At 74.5% G+C, this 25,135-nt stretch carries 25 protein-coding genes; 15 read left to right on the plus strand and 10 right to left on the minus strand.

The window, feature by feature from the left end; all coding sequences use genetic code 11:
- Positions 1-187 precede the first annotated feature (187 nt).
- From HD595_RS41795 to HD595_RS41805, 3 genes are all read left to right on the plus strand, one after another.
- Positions 188-790: a TetR/AcrR family transcriptional regulator gene (locus HD595_RS41795; RefSeq protein WP_253779423.1), complete on the plus strand. Its 603-nt coding sequence runs from the start codon at positions 188-190 to the stop codon at positions 788-790.
- Positions 783-2,054, plus strand: a complete 1,272-nt coding sequence (locus HD595_RS41800) for a glycosyltransferase (RefSeq protein ID WP_253779425.1) — start codon at positions 783-785, stop codon at positions 2,052-2,054. The genes HD595_RS41795 and HD595_RS41800 overlap by 8 nt, the downstream gene beginning before the upstream one ends.
- 285 nt (positions 2,055-2,339) lie before the next feature.
- Positions 2,340-3,074: an HNH endonuclease family protein gene (locus HD595_RS41805; protein WP_253779429.1), complete on the plus strand. Its 735-nt coding sequence runs from the start codon at positions 2,340-2,342 to the stop codon at positions 3,072-3,074.
- A gap of 10 nt (positions 3,075-3,084) precedes the next feature.
- On the opposite strand, the gene HD595_RS41810 is transcribed toward HD595_RS41805, so the two are convergent.
- The gene (locus HD595_RS41810; protein WP_253779432.1) at positions 3,085-3,966 is read right to left on the minus strand and encodes a GDSL-type esterase/lipase family protein; all 882 of its coding nucleotides are present in this window, start codon (positions 3,964-3,966) and stop codon (positions 3,085-3,087) included.
- A 241-nt stretch (positions 3,967-4,207) separates the two neighbouring features.
- Between HD595_RS41810 and HD595_RS41815 the strand changes: the two genes are divergently transcribed.
- Entirely contained in the window at positions 4,208-5,437 is a 1,230-nt protein-coding gene (locus HD595_RS41815; protein WP_253779435.1) for an isochorismate synthase, read from the plus strand.
- Positions 5,438-5,540: 103 nt separating this feature from the next.
- Here HD595_RS41815 and HD595_RS41820 read toward each other — a convergent pair whose 3' ends face one another.
- Positions 5,541-6,164, minus strand: a complete 624-nt coding sequence (locus tag HD595_RS41820) for a YigZ family protein (protein WP_253779437.1) — start codon at positions 6,162-6,164, stop codon at positions 5,541-5,543.
- A gap of 105 nt (positions 6,165-6,269) precedes the next feature.
- Here HD595_RS41820 and HD595_RS41825 point away from each other — a divergent pair, with 105 nt between their 5' ends.
- A complete protein-coding gene (locus HD595_RS41825) occupies positions 6,270-7,388 on the plus strand; it encodes an epoxide hydrolase family protein (RefSeq protein ID WP_253779439.1) in 1,119 nt (372 codons plus the stop codon).
- Between the two features lie 84 nt (positions 7,389-7,472).
- Positions 7,473-8,051 (plus strand): TetR/AcrR family transcriptional regulator, encoded by a 579-nt coding sequence (locus tag HD595_RS41830; protein ID WP_253779440.1) that lies wholly within the window; start codon positions 7,473-7,475, stop codon positions 8,049-8,051.
- Between the two features lie 72 nt (positions 8,052-8,123).
- Here the strand turns inward: HD595_RS41830 and HD595_RS41835 are convergent, their stop codons facing one another.
- The 3 genes from HD595_RS41835 to HD595_RS41845 all read right to left on the minus strand — a co-directional run bounded on the left by HD595_RS41835 (position 8,124) and on the right by HD595_RS41845 (position 10,918).
- Positions 8,124-8,879, minus strand: a complete 756-nt coding sequence (locus HD595_RS41835) for an ATP-binding cassette domain-containing protein (protein WP_253779441.1) — start codon at positions 8,877-8,879, stop codon at positions 8,124-8,126.
- Complete coding sequence (locus HD595_RS41840) at positions 8,876-9,868, minus strand: ABC transporter permease (RefSeq protein WP_301311344.1); 993 nt, start codon at positions 9,866-9,868, stop codon at positions 8,876-8,878. Before HD595_RS41840 ends, HD595_RS41835 begins: the two co-directional genes overlap by 4 nt.
- A 66-nt stretch (positions 9,869-9,934) precedes the next feature.
- Positions 9,935-10,918, minus strand: coding sequence for a substrate-binding domain-containing protein (locus HD595_RS41845; RefSeq protein ID WP_253779443.1), 984 nt, complete (start codon positions 10,916-10,918; stop codon positions 9,935-9,937).
- A gap of 124 nt (positions 10,919-11,042) precedes the next feature.
- Here HD595_RS41845 and HD595_RS41850 point away from each other — a divergent pair, with 124 nt between their 5' ends.
- Positions 11,043-11,675 carry a TetR/AcrR family transcriptional regulator gene (locus HD595_RS41850; RefSeq protein WP_253779445.1) on the plus strand — a complete coding sequence of 211 codons (633 nt, stop codon included), beginning with the start codon at positions 11,043-11,045 and terminating at the stop codon, positions 11,673-11,675.
- A gap of 241 nt (positions 11,676-11,916) precedes the next feature.
- Here HD595_RS41850 and HD595_RS41855 read toward each other — a convergent pair whose 3' ends face one another.
- Together HD595_RS41855 and HD595_RS41860 are read right to left on the minus strand one after the other, a co-directional pair.
- Positions 11,917-12,795 carry an HpcH/HpaI aldolase/citrate lyase family protein gene (locus tag HD595_RS41855; protein WP_253779447.1) on the minus strand — a complete coding sequence of 293 codons (879 nt, stop codon included), beginning with the start codon at positions 12,793-12,795 and terminating at the stop codon, positions 11,917-11,919.
- Positions 12,792-13,979 (minus strand): CaiB/BaiF CoA transferase family protein, encoded by a 1,188-nt coding sequence (locus tag HD595_RS41860; protein WP_253779450.1) that lies wholly within the window; start codon positions 13,977-13,979, stop codon positions 12,792-12,794. The genes HD595_RS41855 and HD595_RS41860 overlap by 4 nt, the downstream gene beginning before the upstream one ends.
- Before the next feature lie 65 nt (positions 13,980-14,044).
- Here HD595_RS41860 and HD595_RS41865 point away from each other — a divergent pair, with 65 nt between their 5' ends.
- Positions 14,045-14,722, plus strand: coding sequence for a GntR family transcriptional regulator (locus HD595_RS41865; protein ID WP_253779454.1), 678 nt, complete (start codon positions 14,045-14,047; stop codon positions 14,720-14,722).
- A gap of 42 nt (positions 14,723-14,764) precedes the next feature.
- Here HD595_RS41865 and HD595_RS41870 read toward each other — a convergent pair whose 3' ends face one another.
- Positions 14,765-15,613 carry a helix-turn-helix domain-containing protein gene (locus HD595_RS41870; protein ID WP_253779456.1) on the minus strand — a complete coding sequence of 283 codons (849 nt, stop codon included), beginning with the start codon at positions 15,611-15,613 and terminating at the stop codon, positions 14,765-14,767.
- 136 nt (positions 15,614-15,749) lie between these two features.
- On the opposite strand from HD595_RS41870, the gene HD595_RS47060 reads away from it, so the two are divergent.
- Positions 15,750-16,490: a hypothetical protein gene (locus HD595_RS47060; protein WP_253779459.1), complete on the plus strand. Its 741-nt coding sequence runs from the start codon at positions 15,750-15,752 to the stop codon at positions 16,488-16,490.
- Positions 16,487-17,185, plus strand: a complete 699-nt coding sequence (locus HD595_RS47065) for an HAD family hydrolase (protein ID WP_253779462.1) — start codon at positions 16,487-16,489, stop codon at positions 17,183-17,185. The genes HD595_RS47060 and HD595_RS47065 overlap by 4 nt, the downstream gene beginning before the upstream one ends.
- A gap of 74 nt (positions 17,186-17,259) precedes the next feature.
- Here the strand turns inward: HD595_RS47065 and HD595_RS41885 are convergent, their stop codons facing one another.
- The gene (locus tag HD595_RS41885; protein ID WP_253779467.1) at positions 17,260-18,060 is read right to left on the minus strand and encodes an inositol monophosphatase family protein; all 801 of its coding nucleotides are present in this window, start codon (positions 18,058-18,060) and stop codon (positions 17,260-17,262) included.
- 162 nt (positions 18,061-18,222) lie between these two features.
- Between HD595_RS41885 and HD595_RS41890 the strand changes: the two genes are divergently transcribed.
- From HD595_RS41890 to HD595_RS41910, 5 genes are all read left to right on the plus strand, one after another.
- A complete protein-coding gene (locus tag HD595_RS41890; RefSeq protein WP_253779470.1) occupies positions 18,223-18,963 on the plus strand; it encodes a GntR family transcriptional regulator in 741 nt (246 codons plus the stop codon).
- Positions 18,964-19,231: 268 nt separating this feature from the next.
- Positions 19,232-20,701, plus strand: a complete 1,470-nt coding sequence (locus HD595_RS41895; RefSeq protein ID WP_253779472.1) for an MFS transporter — start codon at positions 19,232-19,234, stop codon at positions 20,699-20,701.
- 192 nt (positions 20,702-20,893) lie between these two features.
- Positions 20,894-21,772 carry a tryptophan 2,3-dioxygenase family protein gene (locus HD595_RS41900; RefSeq protein ID WP_253779475.1) on the plus strand — a complete coding sequence of 293 codons (879 nt, stop codon included), beginning with the start codon at positions 20,894-20,896 and terminating at the stop codon, positions 21,770-21,772.
- Positions 21,765-22,988, plus strand: coding sequence for a kynureninase (kynU, locus tag HD595_RS41905; RefSeq protein WP_253779478.1), 1,224 nt, complete (start codon positions 21,765-21,767; stop codon positions 22,986-22,988). Before HD595_RS41900 ends, kynU begins: the two co-directional genes overlap by 8 nt.
- Positions 22,985-24,037, plus strand: coding sequence for an alpha/beta hydrolase family protein (locus tag HD595_RS41910; RefSeq protein WP_253779481.1), 1,053 nt, complete (start codon positions 22,985-22,987; stop codon positions 24,035-24,037). The genes kynU and HD595_RS41910 overlap by 4 nt, the downstream gene beginning before the upstream one ends.
- On the opposite strand, the gene HD595_RS41915 is transcribed toward HD595_RS41910, so the two are convergent.
- Positions 24,012-25,085 (minus strand): Rossmann-fold NAD(P)-binding domain-containing protein, encoded by a 1,074-nt coding sequence (locus tag HD595_RS41915; protein WP_253779484.1) that lies wholly within the window; start codon positions 25,083-25,085, stop codon positions 24,012-24,014. The genes HD595_RS41910 and HD595_RS41915 overlap by 26 nt on opposite strands.
- Between the last annotated feature and the right edge of the window lie 50 nt (positions 25,086-25,135).

Consider the following 25,135-nt stretch of genomic DNA (forward strand, 5'->3'; position numbering starts at 1 on the left):
TGACAGACGCCAAGCACCGGGAAGACCCCGGCAGGAAGAACCTGCCGGGGTCTTGTCATGCCGACCGGTCGCTCGGCCGCTCCCGTGCGCCCGGCTGACCGCCGACTGGAGGCCACGTCCGGCGGCCATGCTCCTGGATCGTCGAGTTCATTTGACCAAGAGCTAAATTGAATATAGACATGACTCCATGGAAAATGAGGCCAGGCGCCCCTACCGCATGGGGGCTCGCGCCGCGGCCATGGAGGCCACGCGCACCCGCGTGGTGGAGGCGGCCGCCGCGCTGTGGATGCGCCAGTGGTACGACGACGTCACACTCCAGCACGTCGCCGACGAGGCGGGCGTGTCGGTGCAGACGATCGTCAACCACTTCGGCGGCAAGGACGGCGTGGCCGACGCCGTGGCCGACCGGCTGGCGGCGGAGGCGGCGCTCACCCGCAGGGCGCCGACCGGCGACGTGGCGGCGATCGTGGCCGCGCTCTTCGCCGACTACGAGCGGCAGGGCGACGCCAACGTGCTCTGGACCGCGCAGATGGATCGCGTCCCGGCCATCGCCCGCGCGGCCGCCCACGCGCGCGACCTGCATCGGGCTTGGCTGGAGCAGGTTTTCGCCGACCGCCTCCCCGTCTCGGGCCCGGCCCGGGAGCACGCGCTGAACCTGCACCACGCCGCCACTGACGTCTACCTGTGGAAGCTGTGGCGGCGCGACCTCGGCCTGTCGCGCGAGGACGCCGAACGGGCCATGCGCGACCTGCTGACCTCGATCGACCCCCGAAAGAGACCCGATGCCTGAGAGCTTCCTGTTCGCCACCTGGGCCGGCGGCGGAGCAGTGCCGCCCGTCCTGTCGATCGCCCGCGCGCTGCGCGAACGCGGCCACGACGTACGGGTGCTGGCCGACAGCTCACTGCACGAGGAGGTCGCCGCCGCCGGCGCGGAGCCGATCGCCTGGACCACGGCGCCCCAGGGCGACGCCGGCGACCCGGCCAAGGACGTCATCAAGGACTTCGAGGCCCGCACGCCGCTGGGCGCGTTCGCCCGGCTGAGGGACCGCATCGTCTGCGGGCCGGCGGCCGACTACGCCCGCGACACCCTGGCCGAGCTGCGCGCCCGCCCGGCCGACGTGCTGGTCGCCGAGCACATGCTGCTCGGCGCGATCACCGCCGGCGAGGCCGCCGGGATCCCCGTGGCCTCGCTGGTGACGACGCTGTATCCGTTCCCCACGCCGGGGGCGCCGCCGCCCGGCCCGGGCCTCGCTCCGGCCGAGGGCGCGCTGGGGCGGCTGCGTGACCGGGTGGTGACCGCGCTGATCCTCAAACCGTGGGAGAAGGGACGGCCGGCGCTCAACGCCGCCCGCGTCGCGAGCGGCCTGCCGCCGGTGGGCTCCGTCGCCGGCGCGTTCGACCGCGTCGACCGGCTGCTCGTGCTGTCGCCGCGCGCCCTCGACTACCCCGGCAGGCGCTTCCCCGACCACCTGCGGCACGTCGGGCCGCGGCTCGACGACCCGGCCTGGGCAGGGGAGCTGGAGCTGCCGGCGGGCGACGCGCCGCTGGTCCTGGTCGGCCTGAGCTCGTCGTTCATGAACCAGCGCGCGCTGCTGGAGCGCATCGCCGAGGCCCTCGGCACGCTGCCGGTGCGGGGGCTGCTGACCACCGGCCCGGCCGTGGACCCGGCGACGGTCCGCGCCCCCGGCAACGTCCTCGTCACCGCGGCGGGACCGCACAGCGTCGCGCTGCGCCACGCCGCGGTGACCGTCACGCACGCCGGCCACGGGACGGCCGTCAAGTCCCTGGCCGCCGGGGTGCCCCTGGTGTGCGTGCCGCTCGGACGCGACCAGGCCGAGGTGGCCCGGCACGTCGAAGTGGCCGGGGCCGGGGTCACCGTGAAGAGGTCGGCCTCGTCCCCCGTGATCGCCCAGGCGGTCGCCCGGGTGCTGGACGAGCCCTCCTACCGGCGCGAGGCGCGGCGGCTGGCGGCGGAGATCGCCGCCGAGACGGCCACCGACCAGGCGGTCGCCGAACTGGAGGCCCTCGCCACACGCGCGACCGCCCGGGACTAGGCCCTCGCCGTGTGACAGCCAGGGACCAGGCCCGCGCCGTGTGACAGCCAGGGACCAGGGGCTCGCCGCGCGGGCGACCGCCAGGGAGTAGACCCTCGCCGCACGCGACAGCCAGGGAGTAGGCCCCCGCCGCACGCGACAGCCAGGGACCAGAGGATCGCCGTCGCACACGGCCGCCCGCTCGTGCGGCTCTACGGCCTGGCGTTGACGTGTCGAAGTCGGCTATGCCGGGAATCTCTCTAGAGATCTGTGCCCAACACCCATCACCCCCCATCGGAGGCGTGCTTGAGCACAAAGGACACGGTCGCCCTCATCGCGGGAGGCGTCCTCGTCATCTCCCTGTTCGGCGCCGCGAAGGGCACCCACGCCACCGGCACCGCCGCCGTCAGCACCGCCACCAGCCCGCTCGCCAACACCGGCGGCACCCGCCCCGGGCTGGCGCCGATCACCTCCGGCGCCGACCGGGCCGCCGCCCGCAGGCTCATCTCCCGGCTGCGCGTGAAGGGCCGCGGCTCCGCCACGGGGTACGCGCGCACCCGGTACGGGGACAACTGGGCCGACACCGCCCCCGGCGTCCCGTACGCGGGCAACGGCTGCCGCACCCGCGACGACCTGCTCGCCCGCGACGGCCAGAATGTCCGTTACCGCAAGGGGTCGCGGTGCGTGGTCGTCGCCATGCGCCTGGCCGACCCGTACACCGGCAAGGCCATCGCGTGGCGCAAGTCCGCCGCCGACGAGGTGCAGGTGGACCACGTCGTCCCGCTCGCCTACGCCTGGCGGATGGCCGCCGCCCGCTGGCCGATGTCCAAGCGCCTGAACTTCGCCAACGACCCGCTCAACCTCCTGCCCGTGGACGGCGCCGCGAACGAGCAGAAGGACGCCTCCGGCCCGGCGAGCTGGCTGCCGCCCCGCCGCCGCGTCCGCTGCGCCTACGTGACGCGTTTCGCCCAGGTCGCCGTCAAGTACGACGTGCCGGTCACTCCCGCCGACAAGCGGACCATGCTCGCCCAGTGCCGGTGACCGCGCGGCGTCACCTGACGTCCTGCCGGTCGTCCGTGTCGTCCGTGTCGTCCGTGTCGTCGGACCACTCGAAGCCGTGGCTGAACGTCTCCTCGGCCAGCACCCGCTGTCCGGCGGCGTTCGGGTGGAAGAAGTCCCACTTGCTGATGTGGTCGAGCGTGAACCGGTACCGGAAGATCGCTCCCCCGTCCGTGCGGCAGGAGTCGCCCAGCGCGGCGCACGCCTCGGCCGCCTGCTCGTTGTAGGCCATCACCCGCTCGCGCACCCGCGCGCGCCGCGCCACGTCGGCCCGCTTGACCGACGCGGGACGCGCCAGCATGGACTGGCAGATGTGCCCGGCCGTCCAGAACGTCCGGGCCAGCGCGTGGCTCCTGCCGACCTGCCACAGCCGCCGCAGGTCGGGGATGCTGGCCAGGAATACCCGCACGCCGGGCACCCCGTCGCGCAGCGCCGCCAGCGCCGCGTCCAGCCGCTGCCGGTAGAGCGTCACCGGCGTCATCTCGCGCTCGGTCCCGACGCACGCGTCCTGGGCGCCGATGAGGATCGTCACGTAGCCCGGCTTCAGCTCGACGGCCTGGCGCACCTGGCTCATCAGGCCGGCGCTGGTGGAGCCGGGCACGGCGAGGTTGCGGTTGTGGCCCTGGATGTCGTCGTCGAGCCGCAGCAGCCGCCGGTAGTGGCTGGCGACCTCCGCGTTGTCGCCGGCGGACCATGAGCGGGAGGTGCACGAGACGTACCAGCCGCAGGCGTTGAACCCGCTGGAGATGGAGTCGCCGAGCGCCACCATCGACGTCGGCACGGGCACGCCGGTGGCGGCCGTGGCGGGGCCGGCTCCGCAGAGGACCCCGGAGCCGGACAGGAGGAGCGCGGCGGCCAGGAGGCGAGGGATCATGGCCCCCAAAGTAGGGATCCGATCTTGGACCCACTATGACCGGCAGGGAAGGTGGGCCATTTCACAACCGACTTCATATCGCGGCTTGACAGTCCCGTCGTGGAGCGGGCATGAGACGGAGATACCACTAACAACGCCGCACGTCCGCAAATATGCAGGTTCTTCTTGGATTCATGACCGTTACCACCCATTCCAGGGGGTCACAGTCGAACGTGTTCAGTTCCCGCATAGAGTGTCTTGAGTGAGTGTCGCGCTCGGAACCACCCGCCCGCTACCGGTTCGCACCACCCCCGTGGGCGACCCCGGTGACCTGCTGGCTTCCCTGCCGAAGACCGCGCCGTTCGCGTGGATCCGGCACGGCGAGGGGCTCGTCGGCTGGGGGGAGGCCGCGCGGGTGGAGGTTCCGCCGGGCCCGCGCCGTTTCGCGTGGGCCCGCGAGTGGCTGGCCGAGGTGCTCGGCGACGCCCACATCGACGACGCCGTCAAGACGCCCGGCTCCGGACCGGTCGCCTTCGGCACGTTCACCTTCGACGAGAACGCGCCCGGCTCCACGCTGATCGTCCCCCGCACGATCCTGGCCCGCCGCGACGGCCGCGCCTGGCTCACCACCGTGGGCGAGCCGCGCCTGGCGCCGTTCGCCCCGATCCGCACGCCGGGCCGCATCACCTACAGCGACGGCAGCCTCACCGCGCCCGAATGGGAGCACATCGTCGCCCGCGCCTCGCGCCGCATCCGCGCGGGCGAGCTGGAGAAGGTCGTGCTCGCCCGCGACCTGCTGGCCACCGCCGAGCGGCCCATCGACGTCCGGCTGCTGCTGGCCCGCCTCAGCCGCCGCTACCCGGAGTGCTACGCGTTCTCCGTCGCGGGCCTGGTGGGCGCCACCCCCGAGCTGCTGGTCCGCCGTACCGGCAAGCACATCGAGTCGCTCGTGCTGGCCGGCACGACGCCGCGCGGCACCAGCGCCGCCGACGACGTCGCCCGGGGCGCGGCGCTGTTCGCCTCCGAGAAGGACCGCCACGAGCACGAGTGCGCAATCGCGTCGGTACGGCAGACGCTCGCGCCGCTCTGCGCCTCGCTCCACACCCCCGACGAGCCGGAGCTGCTGGTGCTGCCGAACGTCCAGCACCTGGCCAGCCACGTCACGGGACGGCTGGCCGACGGGGCGTCCGTGCTGGACGTCGTGGCGGCCATGCACCCGACCGCCGCCGTCGGCGGCACGCCGACCGGCCGGGCGATCGAGGTGATCCGCGAGCTGGAGGGCATGGACCGCGCCGGGTACGCCGGTCCGGTGGGCTGGATCGACGCCCACGGCGACGGCGAGTGGGGCATCGCGCTGCGCTCGGCGGTCGTGGAGGGGCGCCGCGCCCGGCTGTTCGCGGGGGGCGGCATCATGGGCAACTCCGACCCGGCGTCGGAGCTGGCCGAGGCCCAGGCGAAGTTCCGCGTCATGCAGTACGCCCTGGAAGGATGAGCGCCGCGCCCGAGGGATGAGCACCGCGCCCGCTCAGGACACGCTGGAGGGCTAAGCGCCTCGCCCGCTCAGGACATCCTGGAGGGCTGAGCGCCTCGCCCGCTCAGGGCGACGGGACGTGGATGCTCTCGCCGGTCTCCACGCGGGCCCGCCCCGCCGTGAGCGTCGCCAGCCACGCGGTGAACGCCGTGACCTCGTCCTCCCCCACCGCCACCGCGAACTCCACCGCCGCGCCGTAGGCCACGTCGCGCACGGCGTACCGCGACGCGCGCAGGCCGTTCTCGACCCGTCCCGCCTGGTCGTGCGCCACCGACACGCGCACCAGCCGGGCCGGCACCATGCGCACCGCCTCGGCGCGGTCGAGGGTCTCCGTCACCGCCGACCCGTACGCCCGGACCAGGCCGCCGGCGCCGAGCAGCACGCCGCCGAAGTAGCGCGTCACCACGGCCACCACGTCGCTGAACCCGCGCCCGACCAGGGCCTGCACCATGGGGGTGCCCGCGGTGCCGCCGGGCTCGCCGTCGTCGTCGCCCTTCTGCACACGCCGGCCGATCACGTACGCGGTGCAGTTGTGCGTGGCCGCCGCGTGGATCCGGCGCCGTTCGGCGATGAACTCCTGCGCCTGCTCGACCCCGCTCACCGGCGCCACCGCGCAGACGAACCGGGAGCGCCGCGCCTCCGTCTCGTGCTCGACGGCGGTCTTCAGGGTGAGGTACGAGGAGGACACACCTCCAAGCTACCGCCTTTACAAAGTAGATCAACTCAGGCGTCGTTTGCGCGCGCTGAACCGTATGCTGTACGGTACAGCGTACCGAAACGATGGAGGCATGGCTTGACCCCGAACGACATCCGGACCTTCCGCTTCGAGCCCGACCCCGCCGCCCTCGACGACCTGCGGACCCGGCTCGACCGGGTGCGCTGGCCGGACGAGGTCCCCGGCGTGGGCTGGGGGTACGGCGTCCCGCTCGCCCGCATGAAGGACCTGGTCGCCCACTGGCGCACCGGCTACGACTGGGACGGCGCGCTGGCCGAGCTGAACGCCCACGACCAGTACGTCACGCGGATCGACGGCCAGGACATCCACTTCCTGCACGTGCGCTCCCCCCGCGAGGACGCGCTGCCGCTGCTGATCACGCACGGCTGGCCCAGCTCCCCGGTCGAGTACCTCGACGTGATCGAGCCGCTGGCCCGCGACTTCCACCTGGTCATCCCGTCGCTGCCCGGCTACGGCCTGTCCGGCCCGACCACCGAGACCGGCTGGGGCTCGACCCGGATCGCGAAGGCGTGGCTGGAGCTGATGACGCGCCTCGGCCACGAGCGGTTCGGCGTGCAGGGCGGCGACTGGGGCACGTGGATCTCCCGCGAGGTCGGCGTGCTCGCCCCCGAGCGGGTGGCCGGCATGCACGGCAACGGCATCATCTGCTTCCCCATCGGCGCCCCGGGCGAGCTGGACGGGCTGACCGAGGTGGAGCAGGAGCGCATGGCCTTCCGCGAGCGCTACCTGACCGACCAGTACGCCTACAAGCTCATCCAGTCGGCCCGGCCGCAGACGTTCGCGTACGGCATGGCCGACTCCCCGGTGGCGCTGCTGGCCTGGTTCGCGAGCGTCTACCACGAGTGGAGCGACGAGCCGATCCCCGACGACCGGCTGCTCACGACCGTCATGCTCTACTGGCTGACCAACACGGCCGGCTCGGCGGCCCGCTCGTTCGTGGAGACGCCCGACACCGACCAGGACACGAGCGTGGAGTGGGAGCTCAAGCCGGCGACGGTGCCCACGTCGATCTCGGTGTTCCCGAAGGACATCCTGCGGCCGATCCGCCGCTTCGCCGAGCGCGACAACGCCATCGTCGGCTGGGTCGAGCACGAGCGCGGCGGCACGTTCGCCGCCCTGGAGCAGCCGGCGGCGTACGTCGAGGACGTGCGCGCCTTCTTCGCCACCCTCCGGTGAGCGGGCGCGAAACCCCGCCCGGGACGCAGTCCGCGCCCTGAGGGGCCTTACAGTCCGGGCGGGCGCGCGCTTACTCTAATGGTCATGTCCGTGACCCCGTTGCGGGGCGGTCCCGCACGCGAGGCCGAGCTGCTCGGCGCGGTCCTCGAGGTGTTACGCGAGACCGGTTACGACCGGCTGAGCGTGGACACCGTCGCGGCCCGGGCCAGGGCGAGCCGGCAGACCGTCTACCGGCGGTGGCGGACGAAGGCGGACCTCGTGGTGGCGGCGTTCGTCAGCGCCGCCTCCCCGCTGCCCGAGGTGCCTGACATGGGGAGCCTGCGCGGCGACCTGCTGTGGCTCATGGAGTTCCTCGTCGCCGAGCTGGAACCCCTCGGCGACGTCATCGCCGGCCTGGTGGGCGAGATCCGGCACAACAGGGAGCTGGCCGCCGCCGTCGACCGGCACTACGTGACCGGCCGCAGGCGGCTCATGCTGGAGGTGTTCCAGCGGGCCTGGGACCGGGGCGAGCTGGCGGCGGCCGCCGACACCGAGCTGCTGTGGCAGCTCGGGCCGGCGGCCCTGCTCTTCCGGGGGCTGATCAGCGGCGAGCCGGTCGACGGCGACCTGGCCCGCCGCCTGGTCGACCACGTCCTGCTGCCCCTCGCCCTGGCCCGCAGATGAGCCCGCGGACGAGCCCACGCACGAGCCCACGCACGAGCCCGCGAACGAGCCCGCGGCCGGCCTTCGGCGGCGTCATTCGCGCCGCAGCTCGTGCTCCAGCTCCTCCAGCTCCGCCCCGCCGGCCATCAGCGCCGTCAGCTCCTCGCGGGTGATGTCGGCCTTGGCGTACTCGCCGAGGCTCGTGCCCCGGTTGAGCAGCAGGAACCGGTCGCCCACCGGGTAGGCGTGGTGGGGGTTGTGGGTGATGAACACCACCCCGAGCCCCCGGTCGCGGGCCCGGGCGATGTAGCGCAGCACGACGCCCGCCTGCTTGACGCCGAGTGCCGAGGTCGGCTCGTCGAGGATGAGCACCCGGGCGCCGAAGTGCACGGCCCGGGCTATCGCCACCGACTGCCGCTCGCCGCCCGACAGGGTGCCGACGGGCTGGTCCACGTCCCGGATGTCGATGCCCATGGCCAGCAGCTCCTCGCGGGCGGTCCGGCGGGCCCGGGCCACGTCGAAGGCCAGGCCCCGGCGCGGCTCCGAGCCGAGGAAGAAGTTCCGCCACACCGACATCAGCGGGATCATGGCGAGGTCCTGGTAGACGGTGGCGATGCCGCGGTCGAGCGCCTCGCGCGGGCTGCCGAGGCGCACCTCCCGGCCGTCCACGAGGAACGTCCCGGCGTCGTGCCGGTGCACCCCCGACAGGATCTTGATGAGGGTGGACTTGCCGGCGCCGTTGTCGCCGAGCACGCAGGTGACCTCGCCCGCCGCGACCCCCATCGACACCTCGCGCAGGGCCAGCACCGAGCCGAACGTCTTGCCGATGCCGCGCGTCTCGATGATCAATGCTTCACCTCCTCGGCGTACCGCCGGACCAGGCGGTTGGCGAGCGTGGCCAGCAGCAGCATGGCGCCGAGGAAGAACTTGAACCAGTCGGCGTCCCAGCCGAGGAACACGATGCCCTTGTCGGCCATCCCGAAGATCACCGCGCCGACGGAGGCGCCGATCGCCGAGCCGTACCCGCCGGTCAGCAGGCAGCCGCCGATCACCGCGGCGATGATGTAGATGAACTCCTGCCCGATGCCGATGTTGGCCTGCACGGACGTGTAGCGCAGGGCGAGGATCGAGCCGACCAGCCAGGCCGCGAACGCGGTGGTCATGAACAGCGCGATCTTCGTGCGCGCGGCGGGCACGCCCACGGCCCGTGCCGCCTGCTCGTCGCCGCCGACCGCGAAGATCCAGTTGCCCGCGCGGGAACGCATGAGCACCCAGGTGGCGACGGCCGTGACGAGCAGCCACCACAGGATCGCCACCCGGAACGGCGTGCCGCCGATCTCGACGGTGCCGGCCAGCAGCGCGCGGGCGCCCTCGTAGCCGGCGGCCCGGCGCAGCCCGCTGACCTGCACGGTGCCGGTGAGCGCCTTGGTGACGCCGAGGTTGACGCCCTGGAGCATGAGGAACGTGCCGAGCGTGACGATGAAGCTGGGCAGGCGGGTCCTGGTCACGATCAGCCCGTTGGCGAAGCCGACGGCCAGCGCCACGGCCAGGCCGACGAGCATCGCCGTCCAGACGTCCAGGCCGTAGCGGGTGGCGAGGGTGACGAGGATCAGGCCGGTCGTGCCGGTGAGGACGCCGGCCGACAGGTCGAACTCGCCGCCGATCATCAGCAGCGCGACGGCGACGGCCATGATGCCGAGCGTGGCCGCCGGGTCGAGCCAGTTGGCGACGCCCTGCGGCGAGCGGAACACCGGCGACTGCGCGGCGAAGAACGCGAACACCGCCACCAGCCCGACGACCGCGCCCAGCTCGGGGCGGATCAGCAGCCGCCGCGCCAGGCCGGCGCGGGCGACCCGCTCGTCGGCCCGGCCGGCACCGCGGTCACGACGGCCCTCCGGCCCGGGTCATCGGGTGCCCGCCTCGGCCAGCTTGGCGACCTGCTCGGCGTTGTCCTTGGTGACGAAGCCGGGGCCCGTGTTGACCGGCAGCCCGCCGCCCACGGTGTTGAGGTTCTTCTTGTACAGGGTGAGGAACGTGATGGGCAGCCACCCCTGGAGGTACTGCTGCTGGTCCACGGCGAACAGGATCTCGCCGTCCTTGATGGCCGTCACGACGTCGCCCGACAGGTCGAACGTGGCGAGCTTGGCCTGCGACCCGGAGTCCTTGACCGCGTCGCGCGCGGCGACCGCGACGGCCGGGTTGAGCGCGAGCACGCCGTTGACCTGCTTGTCGGACTGGAGCTTCGCGGCGACCTTGGAGGTGACGTCGGCGAGGTTGGCCACGTCCACCTGGAGCCGCTCGACCGTGCCGCCGAGGCCCTGCTCGGCGCCCTTGCACCGCTGGTCGAGCCCCACGTTGCCGGCCTCGTGGACGACGCACAGGAGCTTGGTGACGCCCGCCGCCCTGAGCTGTTCGCCGGCGCCGCGCCCGGCCACGTCCTCCGACTGGCCGACGTGGGTGATCGCGCCGAACGCCTTGGAGGAGTCGGCGCCCGAGTTGATCGTCACCACCGGGATCTTCGCGGCGACGGCGCGGCCGACGGCCTCCTTCAGCGCGTCGGGGTTGGCCATGGAGACGACGAGGCCGTCCACCTTCTGGGAGACGGCCTGGTCGATGAGCTGCGACTGCTTGCCGGGGTCACCGTCGCCCTGGTACGTCACGGTGACGCCGTACTGCTTGCCCGCCGCCTCGGCGCCGTTCTTCACCACGTCCCAGAACGCGTCGCCCGCCGAGGCGTGGGTGATGACGGCGAACGTGCCGCCGCCGGCCGCGGGCGGCGCGGAGCCGGAGGCCGGGGCGCTCTGCGCGCCCGCTCCCCCGGACGAGGAGGAGCAGGCGCCCAGCGTCAGAGCGCAGAGCAGGGCCAGCACGACAGGGGTTCGTCTCACAGGACACCTCCATGACCATCAGGCTCGCCCCGGTTGTACCTCAACATCAACTCTTTGTATAGACATGCGGACCAGCGCATCAGAAGCCTGGAACGGAAAGCTACGTTCCGCTATAGTGAGCGGCATGACGACTCCACCGATGAGCGGCCGCAAGGCCCAGGCCGCGCGCAACGACGAGCTGATCCTGCAGGCGGCGCGGGCGGTCTTCACCGCCGACCCGGGCGCGCCGATCGCGGCGGTGGCCGAACGGGCCGGCGTCGGGATCAGCGCACTCTACCGGCGCTACCCCAGCAAGGAGGACCTGCTGCGCAAGCTGTGCCTCGACGGGCTGCACCTCTACATCGCGGTGTCGGAGAAGGCGCTGGACGACCAGGGCGACCCCTGGGAGGCGTTCGCCGGCTACATGCGCGGCATCGTGGACGCCGACAGCAGCTCGCTGACCATCAAGCTGGCCGGCACCTTCCAGCCCACTCCGGAGCTGGGGGCGGCGGCGGTGCGGGCCTCCGAGCTGGCCACGCGGATCCACGCGCGGGCCGTGGAGGCGGGGGTGCTGCGGCCGGACGTGACGACGGCGGACATCGCGCTGCTGTTCGAGCAGATGGCGTCGGTCAAGCTGGGCGACGACGAGCGTACGGGGCAGCTCCGGCACCGGTACCTGGCGCTGCTGCTGGACGCCCTGCGCCGCCCCGCCTCCCACGCCGCCCTGCCGGGCCCGGCCCCGGAGGACGCCGAACTCTCGGCCCGCTGGGTCCCCTGACCGCCTTCCCCTCTGCCGACCCGCCACCGCCCCGAGCCTTCGCCCGTCCCCCTCCCGAGCCCCGCCACCTACCGCCCTCTCGCGCGTCCCGTTCGCGCTAGGGTGCCGCCACCGTCCGCCCTCTCGCCGGTCCCGACGCCGCCTCCCGGCTCCCCTCCCCCTGAGAGACGCGAGCCCGCCGAGAGGGCAAGGCACGTCAGGCGGCAAGGCGTCACGGTGAGGGCGGGTGAAGGGCGGCGGATCAGGCGGTTGGCGGGGCGAGGTGGCGGGCCAGAGCCAGGGTGCGGCGGGCGCGGGCCACGATCGGGGCGTCCACGAAGCGGCCGTCCGGCAGCGCGACGGCCCCCAGCCCCTCGCGCTCCGCCCGCTCGGCCGCCTCGGCGATCTCCGCGGCCCGGGCCGTCTCCTCCTCGGTCGGCGTGAAGGCCCGCCGGATCACCGGGATCTGGCGCGGGTGGATGGCCGCCCGGCCGAACATCCCGATCGCCCGCCCCGCGGCGCACGACGCCAGCAGCCCCTCCTCGTCCCGTACGTTCGGATAGACCGACATGGGCACGGGCGGCAGGCACGCCGCGGCGGCGGCCAGCACGACCTGGAGGCGGAGCTGGTTGAGGGCGGCGACGTCGGTGACCGACAGCTCGGCGGACAGGTCCTGCTCCCCCAGCGCCACACCGGCCACCCGCGGGTGGGCGGCGACGGCCGAGGCCGCCAGGACCCCCGCGGCCGACTCCAGCACCGCGTACGCGGGCGCGGGGCAGTCGCCGAGCGCGTCCAGGACCGCGGCCGACTCGACCTTGGGCAGGCGGAGGCCGTCGAGCCCGGGCAGCCCGGCGAGCGCGGCCACGTCGTCGCGGCCTCGCGGCGTGGTCAGGTCGTTGACCCGCACGTGCACGGCCACGTCCCCAGGATCGGACGCCCGCTCGCGCAGGTAGGCGGCGGCGTTGGCGCGGGCCTCGTCCTTGCGGGCGGGCGCGACCGCGTCCTCCAAGTCGATGATCACCACGTCCGCGCCCGAGGCGGCGGCCTTGGCGAACCGCTCCGGCCGGTCCCCCGGCACGTACAGCCAGGAGACGGCGGGCACTCCGGACGCCGGGGACGTCACGCGATCACGGGACGTCATGCGATCACGCCCTTCTCGCGCAGCCCGGCGATGTCCTCGGCCCCGTAGGCCAGCTCCGCCAGCACCTCGTCGGTGTCGTGTCCCAGCGGCCGGCCCGGCCAGCGCACCTCGCCGGGCGTGTCCGAGAGCCGGAACAGCACGTTCTGCATGGTCACCGAGCCCAGCTCCTCGTCCGGCAGCTCGACGAACGTCCCCAGGGCCGCGTACTGCGGGTCGCGGGCGATGTCCCGGACGTCGTAGATGGGGGCGACCGCCGCCTCCGCCTCCTCGAAGCGGGCGATGACCTCGTCGGCGTCTCGGGCGGCGATCCAGGTGGCGACGGCCTCGTCCAGCTCGTCCACGTGCGCGACCCGGCCGGCCCCGCTGGAGAACCACGGCTGCGCCACCAGGTCGGCCCGGCCGACGAGCGTGACGACGCGCTCGGCGACCGCCTGGGCGCTGGTGGACACGGCCAGCCAGCGGCCGTCCCGGGTGCGGTAGGTGTTGCGGGGCGCGTTGCTGCTGGAGCGGTTGCCGGTGCGTCGCGGCACGGCGCCGAGCGCCTTGTAGGCGCTCATCTGCGGGCCGAGCAGGCCGAGGATCGGCTCGATGATCGCCATGTCGACGACCTGCCCGCGTCCGGTCCGCTCGCGCGCGTGCAGCGCCACCATGATCGCGTACGACATGGCGAGGCCGGCGATGCCGTCGGCCAGCGCGAGCGGCGGCAGCGTGGGCGGCCCCTCGGGCTCGCCGGTCATGGCCGCGAACCCGCTCATCGCCTCGGCCAGCGTCCCGAACCCGGGACGCCGGGCCATCGGGCCGCTCTGCCCGAAGCCGGTCATGCGGGCGACGATCAGCCGGGGGTTGAGCTCCAGCAGGTCCTTGGGGTCGAGGTTCCAGCGCTCCAGCGTGCCGGGGCGGAAGTTCTCGACGAGCACGTCGGAACGGGCGGCCAGGCGGCGCAGGATCTCCTGGCCCTCGGGGCGCGACAGGTCGATCGCGGCGGCGCGCTTGTTGCGCGACAGGGACTTCCACCACAGGCCGACGCCGTCCACCGAGGCGCCGTGCCCGCGCGACGGGTCGCCGCGCCGGGGGTGCTCGATCTTGATCACGTCGGCGCCGAAGTCGCCCAGCATCATCGCGGCCGAGGGGCCGGCGAACAGCGTGGCGGCGTCGATGACCCGCAGGTCGGCGAGGCTCGTCATGTCTTATAACGTATAAGAAATAGGTTCCAGGTCAACCGCCGGCCCTCGTGCGAGAGACTGAGGGCATGCCCAGCTCCGATCCGCGCCCCTCCGTGACCCCGCCCATGAGCAAGGCGGACTACGTCTACGGCGTGCTGGCCGAGGAGATCCGCTCCGCCCGCATCCCGGGCGGCACCGCGCTGCGCGCGGCGGCGATCGCGCGCCGCCTCGGGGTGTCGGTCACGCCCGTCCGCGAGGCGCTGCGCCGGCTCGAGAAGGACCGGCTGATCAGCTACGAGGCCCACCACGGCGCCACGGTGGTCGACCTCGGCGACGACGCGCTGGAGGAGTTCTACGGCCTGCGCGCGGTGGTCGAGGGCCTCGGGGCCCGGCTGGCCGCCACCCGGATCACGCCCGAGGAGCTCGGCTGGCTGCGCGAGCTGCACGCCGCGATGGCCCGCGACGCGGCCGGGGGGCGGCTCGACCGGCTCGGCGAGCAGAGCCGGCACTTCCACCTGCGCATCGCCGACATCGGCGGCCCCGCCTTCCTGGGGCAGCACGCGCGGGCGGTGCACGACAGCTTCCCGGTGCCCGCCACCGCCTCGCTGTGGCTCGACCCGGGCCAGGTGCCGCACCAGCTGGAGGCGCACGAGGGCATCCTGGACGCGCTGGAGCGCGGCGACGGCGCCGACGCCGAACGGCTCATGATCGAGCACGTGCGACGGGCGGGCGACCACCGCCGCGACCACCCCCCGACCGGCTGACCCGCCGTCCGGCCTGACCGGCCGCCGCGTCCGGCCGGCCGGTCAGGTGGTGAGCGCGGTGAGCTCGGCGCGGATGCCGTCCAGCACGGCCGGGGTCTCCGCGACGTCGTGGGCCGAGCGCGACAGCCGGGCGAACGCCTCCTCGTGCGCCTCCACCGTCCCGGGGTCGTCCACCACGGTCGAGCCGTGCAGCAGGTGCAGCACCAGCACGCCCGGCCGGTCCCGCCCGGCGAATCCCAGCAGCGTGAACGGTGGCCCGTGATAGAGGTGGCCGGTCTCGGTGCACGGGCGGGCCACCTGGACGGCGACCCCGGGCCGCCGGGCCGCCGCCGCGATCGCGTCGACCTGCGCGACCCGGTCCGCCGGGCACGCCAGCGGCGGGTCGAGCAGCGCCCTGCGGTCCACGACCGCCCGCACGAGCGGGCCGCCGTCGCGGTCGAGCAGCTCCTGCCTGCGCAGGATCGTCCCGGCTCCGGCCTGGACCTGCTGGGACGTCATGCCCGGATGCCCGCAGGCGCGGACCGTGGCCTCGGCGTACGCGGGCGTCTGGAGCAGGGCGGGGACGAACATGGGCGCGTACGCGTCGACCCGCGCGGCCTCGTCCTCCAGCGCCAGGAACCGCGACAGCCACAGCGGGATCTCCGGCGCGTCGAACCAGCCGGGCCGCCGCTCGCCGCGCAGCAGCGCCAGCACGTGCCGGCGCTGGGCGGCGTCGTGCACGCCGTACAGCTCCAGCAGGGTGTCGGTGGTGGACTCGCGCGGCGCGACGTGCCCGTGCTCGACGCGGTACACCGTGGAGGTGTTCAGCCCGGCGGCGTCGGCGGCGGTCTTCATGGACAGCCCGCGGGCGTGCCGCAACGCGGCCAGCCGCGCCGCCACGATCGTATGCATACGTCGAATCCCCCACGCCGGCGAGCAGGAACCAGGCCGGGACCTGGTGTGTTGCAACATACTCGCGCTTGATGCACGATGGCCACCACTTGATCCAGACCAGTCATGCATACGCCGACCGGGAAGGTCCCACGCCGTGGCCTACACGTGGATGCTGCGCCCCGACTACCGGACTCCCCCGGCGCCCGTGGGCGAGGGCGTCCCCGCGGGCCCGTGGCGCCACGCCGACAACGGCCAGGTGATGAACGGCGTCTACGAGCGTTTCCTGCCCGGCCGGCGGATCGAGGTGGTGGCGATCTGGTACGGCTACGTGCTGAGCCGCTGCGACGGCCCGCGCATGCCCCGCTTCACCAGCCCCCTCGTCTCGGCCTGGAACCCGGTGCTGGCCCAGGGCCTGACGGCCGGGCCGACGGCGCCGTCGCCGTACCGGGACGAGCGCTGGTGCGACCGGTGGATCGCCGAGGCGCTGCTGTACGGGCGCAAGCCCTTCGGGGTGTTCACGCTGCCGGTGGAGGAGGCGATGCGCTGGTTCGCCCGCAGCGGCGGCACCGCCCTGGTCTACCGGGCCCGGCACGCCGGCGAGGGGCTGGTGCGGGTGGTGGCGGGGTCGTCGGAGCCGTACGGGCGGCTGTTCGACATGGACGCGCTGATCGCGGACTACCGGCGGGCGCTGCCGGGCGACCTGGGCGAGGAGGAGGCGGAGGCGCTCGCCGCGCACCGGGCGTCCTCCCCCGCGCTCGGCTACGTGCTGAGCGACGACGCGGAGGGCTCGTTCCGGCGGGCGCCGCTGTCGGTGCGCGGGCTCACGCTGGGCTATCCGCCGCCCGAGACGGCGGCGCGCATCCTCGCCGAGAAGGGTGCCAGGATAGGGGTGTGATCCGCGGCGTCCTGCTCGACCTCGACGGCACCCTCCTCGACCACCGCTCGGCGGCCGACACGGCGGTCATCGACTGGGTGTCCGCCCACGCTCCCGGCCATCCGCGCCTGGCCGAGGTCGCCGCGCTGTGGCAGGCGCTGGAGGAGCCGCACCTGCGTGCCTGGCACGCGGGCGAGTGCACGCTGGAGGAGCAGCGCCGCCGGCGGATCCGGGCGCTGTGCGTGGAACTGGCCGTCGCCGTTCCGGACGACCTCGACGCGGCGTTCGGCGCGTACGCCAGCCGCTACCGGCAGAGCTGGAGCGCCTACCCGGACGCGGCGGAGGCGGTGGCGGCGCTGGAGGGATTCCGGCTGGGGGTGCTGACGAACGGCTCGCAGCGCATGCAGGAGGCGAAGGTCCGGGCGATCGGCCTCGACGGGCGGGTCGGGCCGGTGCTGACGGGCGAGGTGCTGGACGGGCACTACAAGCCGGCCCCGGGCTCCTACACGGCCGCTGCGCGGGCGCTCGGGCTGGCGCCGGGCGAGGTGCTGCTGGTGGGCGACGACGTGGTCAACGACGTGACGGCGCCGGCGGCGGCCGGGATGCGGTCGGTGTGGCTCGACCGCCTCGGGGTGCAGCCGCCGCCCGCGGGGTTCCCGCGGATCACGTCGCTGGCCGAACTGCCGGCTCTGGCCCGCCGCCTGCCCACGGTCTGAGCCGCCCCGAGGCCGGGGCACGTACGCCTGGCGCCAGAAGCCCCCTTACGAGCGACCGGAGAGGGCTCGCGTCGTCAGGGGGCGACCTCGGACAGGGCCGAGGAGGCGAGGTCGAAGCCGCCTACGCAGGCGAGGTAGTCGCCCGTGGCGAGCGGGTCGCCCAGGTAGACGCCCCCCGCCTGCCGGACGAGCAGGGCGCCGGCCGCCACGTCCCACGGGTTGGCGCGCGTGCCGTACGCGGCGTCCGACCATCCGGCGGCGACGTGCGCGAGCTTGAGCGCGGCGCTGCCCACCCGGCGCACCGCCGAGAACGACGTCAGGAACCGGCCGTAGCGCCGCAGCGCGTCCTCGCCCTCGGCGGACATGTCGCGCGGCGTCGGGTAGCTCGTCAGCAGCATGGCCTCCCGGTCGCCGGTGGCGCCGGAACTGCGGATGGGCGTGCCGTTGCACCACGCGCCCGCCGTGGAGGCGGTGAACTCGTCGTCGCGCACCGGGTCGTACACCACGCCCGCGACCAGCTCCCCGTCCACGGCGGCCGCGATCGACACGCAGAAGAACGGCAGCCCGGCGGCGAAGTTGGCGGTGCCGTCGATCGGGTCGACGTACCAGCGCAGCCGTCCGGAGCCGGTCGCCCCGCCCTCCTCGCCGAGGACGGCGCTGCCGGGCCAGCGGCCCTCGATGACGGCGCGGATGGTCTCCTCGGACGCCTTGTCGTGCTCGGTCACGGGGTCCTGGAAGTCGCGTTTGGTGGAGACCTCCGGCCGGGAGCGGAACGCCTTGCGCAGCCGCGGGCCGACCGCCCGGGCGGCCTCGACGGCCGTCTCCAGCAGCGCGTCGTGCGGGAACTGCGTGTCGTCGTGTGGCGTGGCGTTCATGCCCGGCTCCCCCTCGGTGGCATCGGCGCCGCGGTGTCTCGACACCACGGTACGAGGACTCCCCTGCCCATTCCCGGCGGGGCTCCCCCTCCGATCATGCCGTACGCGGCCCATGACCGCCGCATTTGTCTGGACATTATGACCTGCGTTAACCTGATCAGCATGACCGCGAATCTGGCGATCGACCTGGACCGATCCAGCCCCGTGCCGCTCTATTTCCAGGTGGCCGAGCAGATCGCCGAAGCGATCCGGCGAGGCGACCTGGCGCCCGGCTCCCGGCTCGACAACGAGATCCTGCTGGCCGACAAGCTCGGCCTGTCGAGGCCCACCATCCGCCAGGCCATCCAGTATCTCGTGGACAAGGGCCTGCTCGTGCGCAAGCGCGGCGTCGGCACCCAGGTGGTCCACGGCCAGGTCAAGCGGTCGGTCGAGCTGACCAGCCTGTACGACGACCTGCGCCGCGCGGGCCAGGAGCCGGCCACCCGGGTCATCGCCCTGGAGCCGCGGACCGTGGACGAGGAGATCGCGGCCATCCTCGGCCTGGAGCCGGGCGCCGAGGCGCTCTACCTGGAGCGGCTGCGGTTCGCGGCCGGCGAGCCGCTGGCCCTGCTGCACAACTGGCTGCCCCTCGGCCTGGCCCGGCTCGGCGCCACCGACCTGGAGACGCGCGGCCTGTACGAGCTGCTGCGCGGCGCGGGCGTGCGGATGCGGGTGGCCAACCAGCGCATCGGGGCCCGCGCGGCGGGCCAGAGCGAGGCGAAGCTGCTGGGCGAGCGGCGCGGGGCCCCGCTGCTCACCATGATCCGCACCACGTACGACGACCAGGGCCGCGCCGTCGAGCACGGCTCGCACGTCTACCGCGCCTCGCACTACTCCCTGGAGGTCACGCTCATCGAGCGCTGACCTGCGGCGGAGTCGCCGATCGGGGCGCGGGCGAAATGCCCGCCGCCCCGGAGGCGTTGTTCCTGCCATAGGCATGGCGGCCCGTGGCAGCCCGCCGACACCGCCCCCGGGCCACCCGGAAGCCCGCGCGAGGAGCACCCGAGGACGCGAGGAGCACCCGAGGACGGCCGGGCACCGCCCGAGGACCGCCCGAGGACCGCCGCGGGGCCGTCTCAGACCGTGCCGAGCGCCGCCCCCGCGGGCGGCGGCCTTCACGGAGGGAGGTCCCATGCAACCAGGGTCCGCGAACACCGGACCGGATCCGCGGCGCTGGAAGGCCCTCGCGGTCACCCTCGTCGTCGGCTTCATGATCTTGCTCGACGTCACCATCGTGGCCGTGGCCCTGCCCTCCATGCAGCACGGCCTCGGAGCCTCCCCCGCGCAGGTGCAGTGGGTGGTCTCCGGGTACGCGCTCACGTTCGCGCTCTCCCTCGTCCTGGCCGGGCGGCTGGGCGACGCGATGGGCCGGCGGCGCATCTTCCTCGTCGCGCTGGCCGCGTTCGTGCTGTGCAGCGTGGCCGCCGGAGCCGCCCCCACCATCGGGCTGCTGGTCGCGGCGCGGCTCGCGCAGGGGATCGCCGCCGGCTTCCTCGCCCCGCAGAACTCCGCCCTGATCCAGCAGATGTTCCAGGGCACCGAGCGCGGGCGCGCCTTCGGCCTGTTCGGGGCGACCGTCGGCGTCTCCAGCGCGGTCGGCCCCATCACCGGCGGCCTGATCCTCGCGCTCGCGGGCGCCGAGCAGGGCTGGCGCTGGATCTTCTTCGTCAACGTGCCGATCGGGGTGGCCGCGTTCACTCTGGCCGCCCGGCTGCTGCCGCGCGGCCGCGGCGCCCGGCGCGGCACGCTGGACCTGGCGGGCGTGGTGCTGCTCGGCGCCGGCGTGTTCCTGCTCATGTTCCCGCTCGTGCAGGCCGACGCGGGCGGGGTGCGCGAGCTGTGGTGGATGTTCCCCGCCGGGGCGCTGCTGCTCGCGGCGTTCGTGCTGTGGGAGCGGCGCGTCGCCGCCCGCGGCCACGACCCGCTGCTCGCGCCCGGGCTCATCACGCAGACGCGCGGCTACGCGCCGGGCGCGGCGCTCGCGACCGTCTACTTCATCGGCTTCAGCGGCGTCTGGCTGGTCTTCGCGCTGTACTTCCAGATCGGGCGGGGGTTCTCGCCGCTGATGTCGGGGCTGTGCGTCACACCGTTCGCGATCGGCTCGGCGGGCGCGGCGATCGTGGCCGGGCGGCTGGTGGAGCGCCTCGGACGGCTGCTGACCGTGCTCGGGCTCGTGGGAGTCGTGGTGGGGCTGTCGGCGGCGGCGCTGCTGCTGGGCTTCGCCTCGCCGGGCGTGGCCGTGTGGGCGGCGATCCCCGCGCTGCTCGTCGGCGGCGTCGGCAGCGGCTTCGTGATCTCGCCGAACATCACCATGACGCTCAAGGAGGTGCCCGTGCGGATGGCCGGCGCGGCCGGCGGCGCCCTCCAGACGGGCCAGCGGCTCGGCGGCGCGGTCGGCACGGCGGCCCTGCCGGGCGTGTACTACCTGGTGCTCACATCGAGCGGCGACACCGCGGAGGCGGTGACCGTGGCGCTGGGCGCCGCCGTCGGCGGCGTGCTGGTCGCCCTCGCCATCGCCGTGGCGGAGTGGCGGCGGGACGGCCGGCCCGGGCCGTGCCCGCCCGAGATCGCCCACGGCCACACCCACGCCGGCCAGGGCTGACAGGGCCCGCGGGAATCCGGCCCAAAAAGACGACGCAGCGGACGCCTCTTGCCATACCGGTGCACGATCCCCCATCATGCCTGGTGGGCTCGGCGTCGCGCCGTGAGCGGCCGGGCCCGAGGGGACCGGGGCTCCATCGCCTGAAGGAAGGGAGCGGACCGCTACCCGGTGGCACGTCTCCAGGAGACAGCGATGTCGCATCGCACACACGCCCGAACAGCGGACGACCGAACGGCCGACGGCCGGGACGAGGCCGAGCGGCAGGAGTCGCCGAACCTCGACTTCGCGGGCACGACCCCGTACGAGGACTACGTCCGCGCGGACGTCCTCACCCACCTCCAGCAGCCTCTGTCCGACGACCCGGGCGAGATGGCGTTCCTGGTCACCACCCAGGTCATGGAGCTGTGGTTCACCGTCATCGTCCACGAGTGGGAGACCGCCGGCCGCGCGCTGCGCGAGGACCGGCTGCCCGTCGCGATGGCCGCGCTGCGGCGCAGCGCCAGCGAGCTGGAGGCGCTGAACGCCTCCTGGCAGCCGCTGGCGCGGCTCACCCCGGCCGAGTTCAACGCCTACCGGGCGGCGCTCGGCGAGGGCTCGGGGTTCCAGTCGGCGATGTACCGGCGGATGGAGTTCCTGCTCGGCGAGAAGTCCTCGTCCATGCTGGTGCCGCACCGGGGCGCGCCGCGCGTCCACGAGGAACTGGAGAAGGCGCTGCACCAGCCCAGCCTGTACGACGAGGTCCTGCACCTGCTCGCGCGGCGCGGCCACGCCGTGCCGCGGGCCGTGCTGGAGCGCGACCTGTCGCAGCGCTACGAGCCCGGCGCCGAGGTGGAGGCGGTGTGGGCCGCGATCTACTCCGGCGACCAGGACTCCGACCTGGCGCGGCTCGGCGAGGCGCTGACGGACGTCGCCGAGCTGGTGTGGCGCTGGCGCAACGACCACCTGGTGGCGACCCGGCGCGCGATGGGCGCCAAGACCGGCACCGGCGGCTCGGCGGGCGTCGCGTGGCTGGAGAAGCGGGCCGCCAAGACCGTGTTCCCCGAGCTCTGGACGGCACGCAGCCATGTCTGACCTCTCTCCCGGTTCCGGCCCGGCCGCCCTGCGCGAGAAGGCGCGCAAGCTCGACGAGGCCGACCCGCTGTCGGCCAAGCGCGCGGAGTTCGTCCTCGACGACGACACCGTCTACCTCGACGGCAACTCGCTCGGCGCGCTGCCCGCCGTCGTTCCCGGCCGGATGGCCGACGTGGTGGAGCGGCAGTGGGGGCGGCTGCGCATCAGGTCCTGGACGGAGTCCGGATGGTGGACGGCGCCCGAGCGCGTCGGCGACCGCATCGCCCCGCTGGTCGGCGCGGCCCCCGGCCAGGTCGTGGCGGGCGACTCCACCAGCGTCAACGTCTTCAAGGCGGTGGTGGGCGCGGTCCGGATGGCGGACGAGGAGCGCGACGAGATCGTGGTGGACGCGACGACGTTCCCCACGGACGGCTACCTCGCCGAGTCGGCGGCCCGGATGACGGGCCGCCGCCTGGTCGCCGCCGACCCGGCCCACATCGTGGACGCCCTCGGCCCGCGTACCGCCGTCGCCCTGGTGAACCACGTCGACTATCGCAGCGGCCGGCTGCACGACCTGCCGGGCGTGACGGCCGCCGCGCACGAGGCGGGCGCGCTGGTGGTGTGGGACCTGTGCCACAGCGCGGGCGCGCTGCCGGTCGGGCTCGACGAGCACGGGGTGGACCTGGCGGTCGGCTGCACGTACAAGTACCTCAACGGCGGCCCCGGCTCGCCGGCCTACCTGTACGTCCGCCGCGACCTGCAGCCCCGCTTCGACTCGCCGCTGCCCGGCTGGAACTCCCACCGCGAGCCCTTCGGCATGTCGCCACGGTACGAGCCGGCGGACGGGGCCCCGCGGGGCCGGGTGGGCACGCCCGACATCCTGTCGATGCTGGCCCTGGAGGCGGCGCTGGAGGTGTGGGACGGGGTGCCGATCGAGGCGGTGCGGGACAAGAGCCTGGCCCTGACCGACTTCTTCCTGGAGTGCGTCGCCGCGTACGTGCCGCCGGGGCGCGTCGAGTCGATCACCCCGGCCCGCCACGGGGAGCGGGGCAGCCAGGTCGCGCTGCGCTGCGCCGGGGCGGGCGCGGTGATGGAGACGCTGATCGCCCGCGGGGTGGTCGGCGACTTCCGGCACCCGGACGTGCTGCGGTTCGGCTTCACGCCGCTGTACGTGTCGTTCGCGGACACGGAACGGGCGGCGCGCGTGCTGGCCGAGGTCCTCGCGGCCGGTACGTGAACGCCGCCGAGCGGGACGCCGCCGAGCAGGCGTCGGCCTTCGCCCACCCGCACGCGCGGCCGGACACCACCGTCTCGTACGGGCCCCACCCCGACCAGCTCGTCGACCTCTACGCTCCCCGCAGCGGGCCCGAACGCGTCACCGCGGACACGGAGAGCCCCCGTCGCGCCGATCCAGGCGCGGCGAGGGCGCCCGCCGCCGCCCCAGGGCCGGGGAGGACTCCCGCCGCCGCCCCAGGGCCGGGGAGCGCGCACGCCGCGGCCCCGGGTGCGAAGGGGGCGGACCTCACCAGGCCAGGCCCGGGAAGTGCGCTCCTCACCGCCCCCGGCGCGGGGAAGGTGCCGCTCGTCGTCGTCCTGCACGGAGGGGCGTGGCGGGCGGCCTACGACCGGCGGCACGTCTCCCCCTTCGCCGCCTTCCTGGCCCGCCGCGGCCTCGCGGTGGCCTCGGTCGAGTACCGGCGGGGCGGGACGGCGCCGGGCGCGGCGGGGCGCTGGCCGGAGACGTTCGACGACGTGGCCGCCGCCCTCGACGCCCTGCCCGCCCTCGTGGCGGACGCGCTGCCCGAGGCCGACACGGGACGCGTCGTCCTGACCGGTCACTCGGCGGGCGGGCACCTGGCGCTGTGGGCCGCCGCCCGCCACGCGCTGCCGCCGGGCTCGCCGTGGCGGCTTCCCGGCCCGCGCGTCGCGGGCGTCGTGGCGCTCGCGCCGATCGCCGACCTCGTCCGGGCACGTGAGCTGTCCGTGTGCTCGGACGCCGCGCTCCAGCTCCTCGGCGGGCCGGAGCGGTTCGAGGAGCGGCGCCCGTCGGCCGACCCCGCGGCGCTGCTGCCCACGGGCGTGCCCACGACGATCGTCCACGGCCGCGACGACATCGTCGTGCCGGCCGAGGTCACCGCGTCCTACGCGTGCTCGGCCGGCGAAGCGGGTCAGGCGGTCCGCCTCACGCTGGTGGAGGACGCCGGCCACTTCCCGCTGATCGACCCGGCGGCGGACGCCTGCGCCCTGGTCGCCGACGAGGTCACGCGCCTCCTGACCCGTCCGTGACCCCGGCGGCGCCGATCTCGGTGCCTCGGGTCGCGGCCGGGGCCGCCGACGGCTGGCCGGTGGGGCCGAGCAGGCGGAGGAGCTCCCTCTCCCGAGCCGCGCTGAGCCCCGCCCGGCGCTCCCGCTCCAGCCCCTGCTCGCGTTCCCACGCCAGCAGGTCCGTGAGCAGGTCGGCCCGCGGACGGTGGCGCAGCCCGGCGGCGAGCGCGGCGGCCCCGGACCGGGCGGACCAGCCCTCCCATCCCGGCTCGACGAGCCACAGCGGCAGCGACTCCGGCCCCATGTACTCGGCGACGCCCTGCTCCAGCAGCCAGGCCGGGTCCGCCCGCACCACCGGCCCGGTGTGCCCGGCGACGGCGCGGCTCAGCTCGATCCACTCGCCGAACGGCAGCACGGGCCCGACCGCGTTGAAGGTGCCGGTCGTCCCGGTCTCGGCGCAGTCGAGCAGCCAGGCGGCCAGGTCGCGCACGTCGATCACCTGGGTGGGCAGGTCCATGGAGTCGGGGACGAGCAGCGGGCCGTGCGGGTCGCGGGCCGCCCGCGCCACCCAGTAGCCCGTGCGCCCGCTGGGGTCGCCGGGCCCGCCGATCAGGCCGGCGCGCGCGATGACCAGCCGGTCGCCCACGGCCTCGGCCGAGGCCCGTTCGCAGGCGACCTTCGCCTCGCCGTACAGCTCCCGGTCCACCTCGTCGCGGTCGGTGGGGTCCAGCAGCGGCGAGCTCTCGTCGGCGCCGGGCACGCCGTGGCCGGCGTAGGCGTTGCCGGACGACACGTACGCCCAGTGCTTGGCCCGCTCCCCCAGCGCCGCCAGCGCGCCGCGCACCAGGCCCGGCTGCCAGGACACCTCCACGACGGCGTCCCAGTCCTGGTGCCGCAGCTCCTCGTAAGCCCCCGGCGCCCGCCGGTCGGCGGCCACCAGCACCGCGCCCTCGGCCACCCGGCCACTCTCGCCGCGCGCCAGGCACGTCACCGCGTGCCCCCGCCCGACCGCCTGCCGCGCCACCTCACGGCCCAGCCACGCCGTCCCGCCAAGGATGAGAACGTTCATGAACGTACTCAACCACCCGCCACGACACCGTCCGGGCCTGGTTCGCAGGG

The organism is Nonomuraea roseoviolacea subsp. carminata (assembly GCF_024172185.1).
Classification (GTDB): domain Bacteria; phylum Actinomycetota; class Actinomycetes; order Streptosporangiales; family Streptosporangiaceae; genus Nonomuraea; species Nonomuraea roseoviolacea.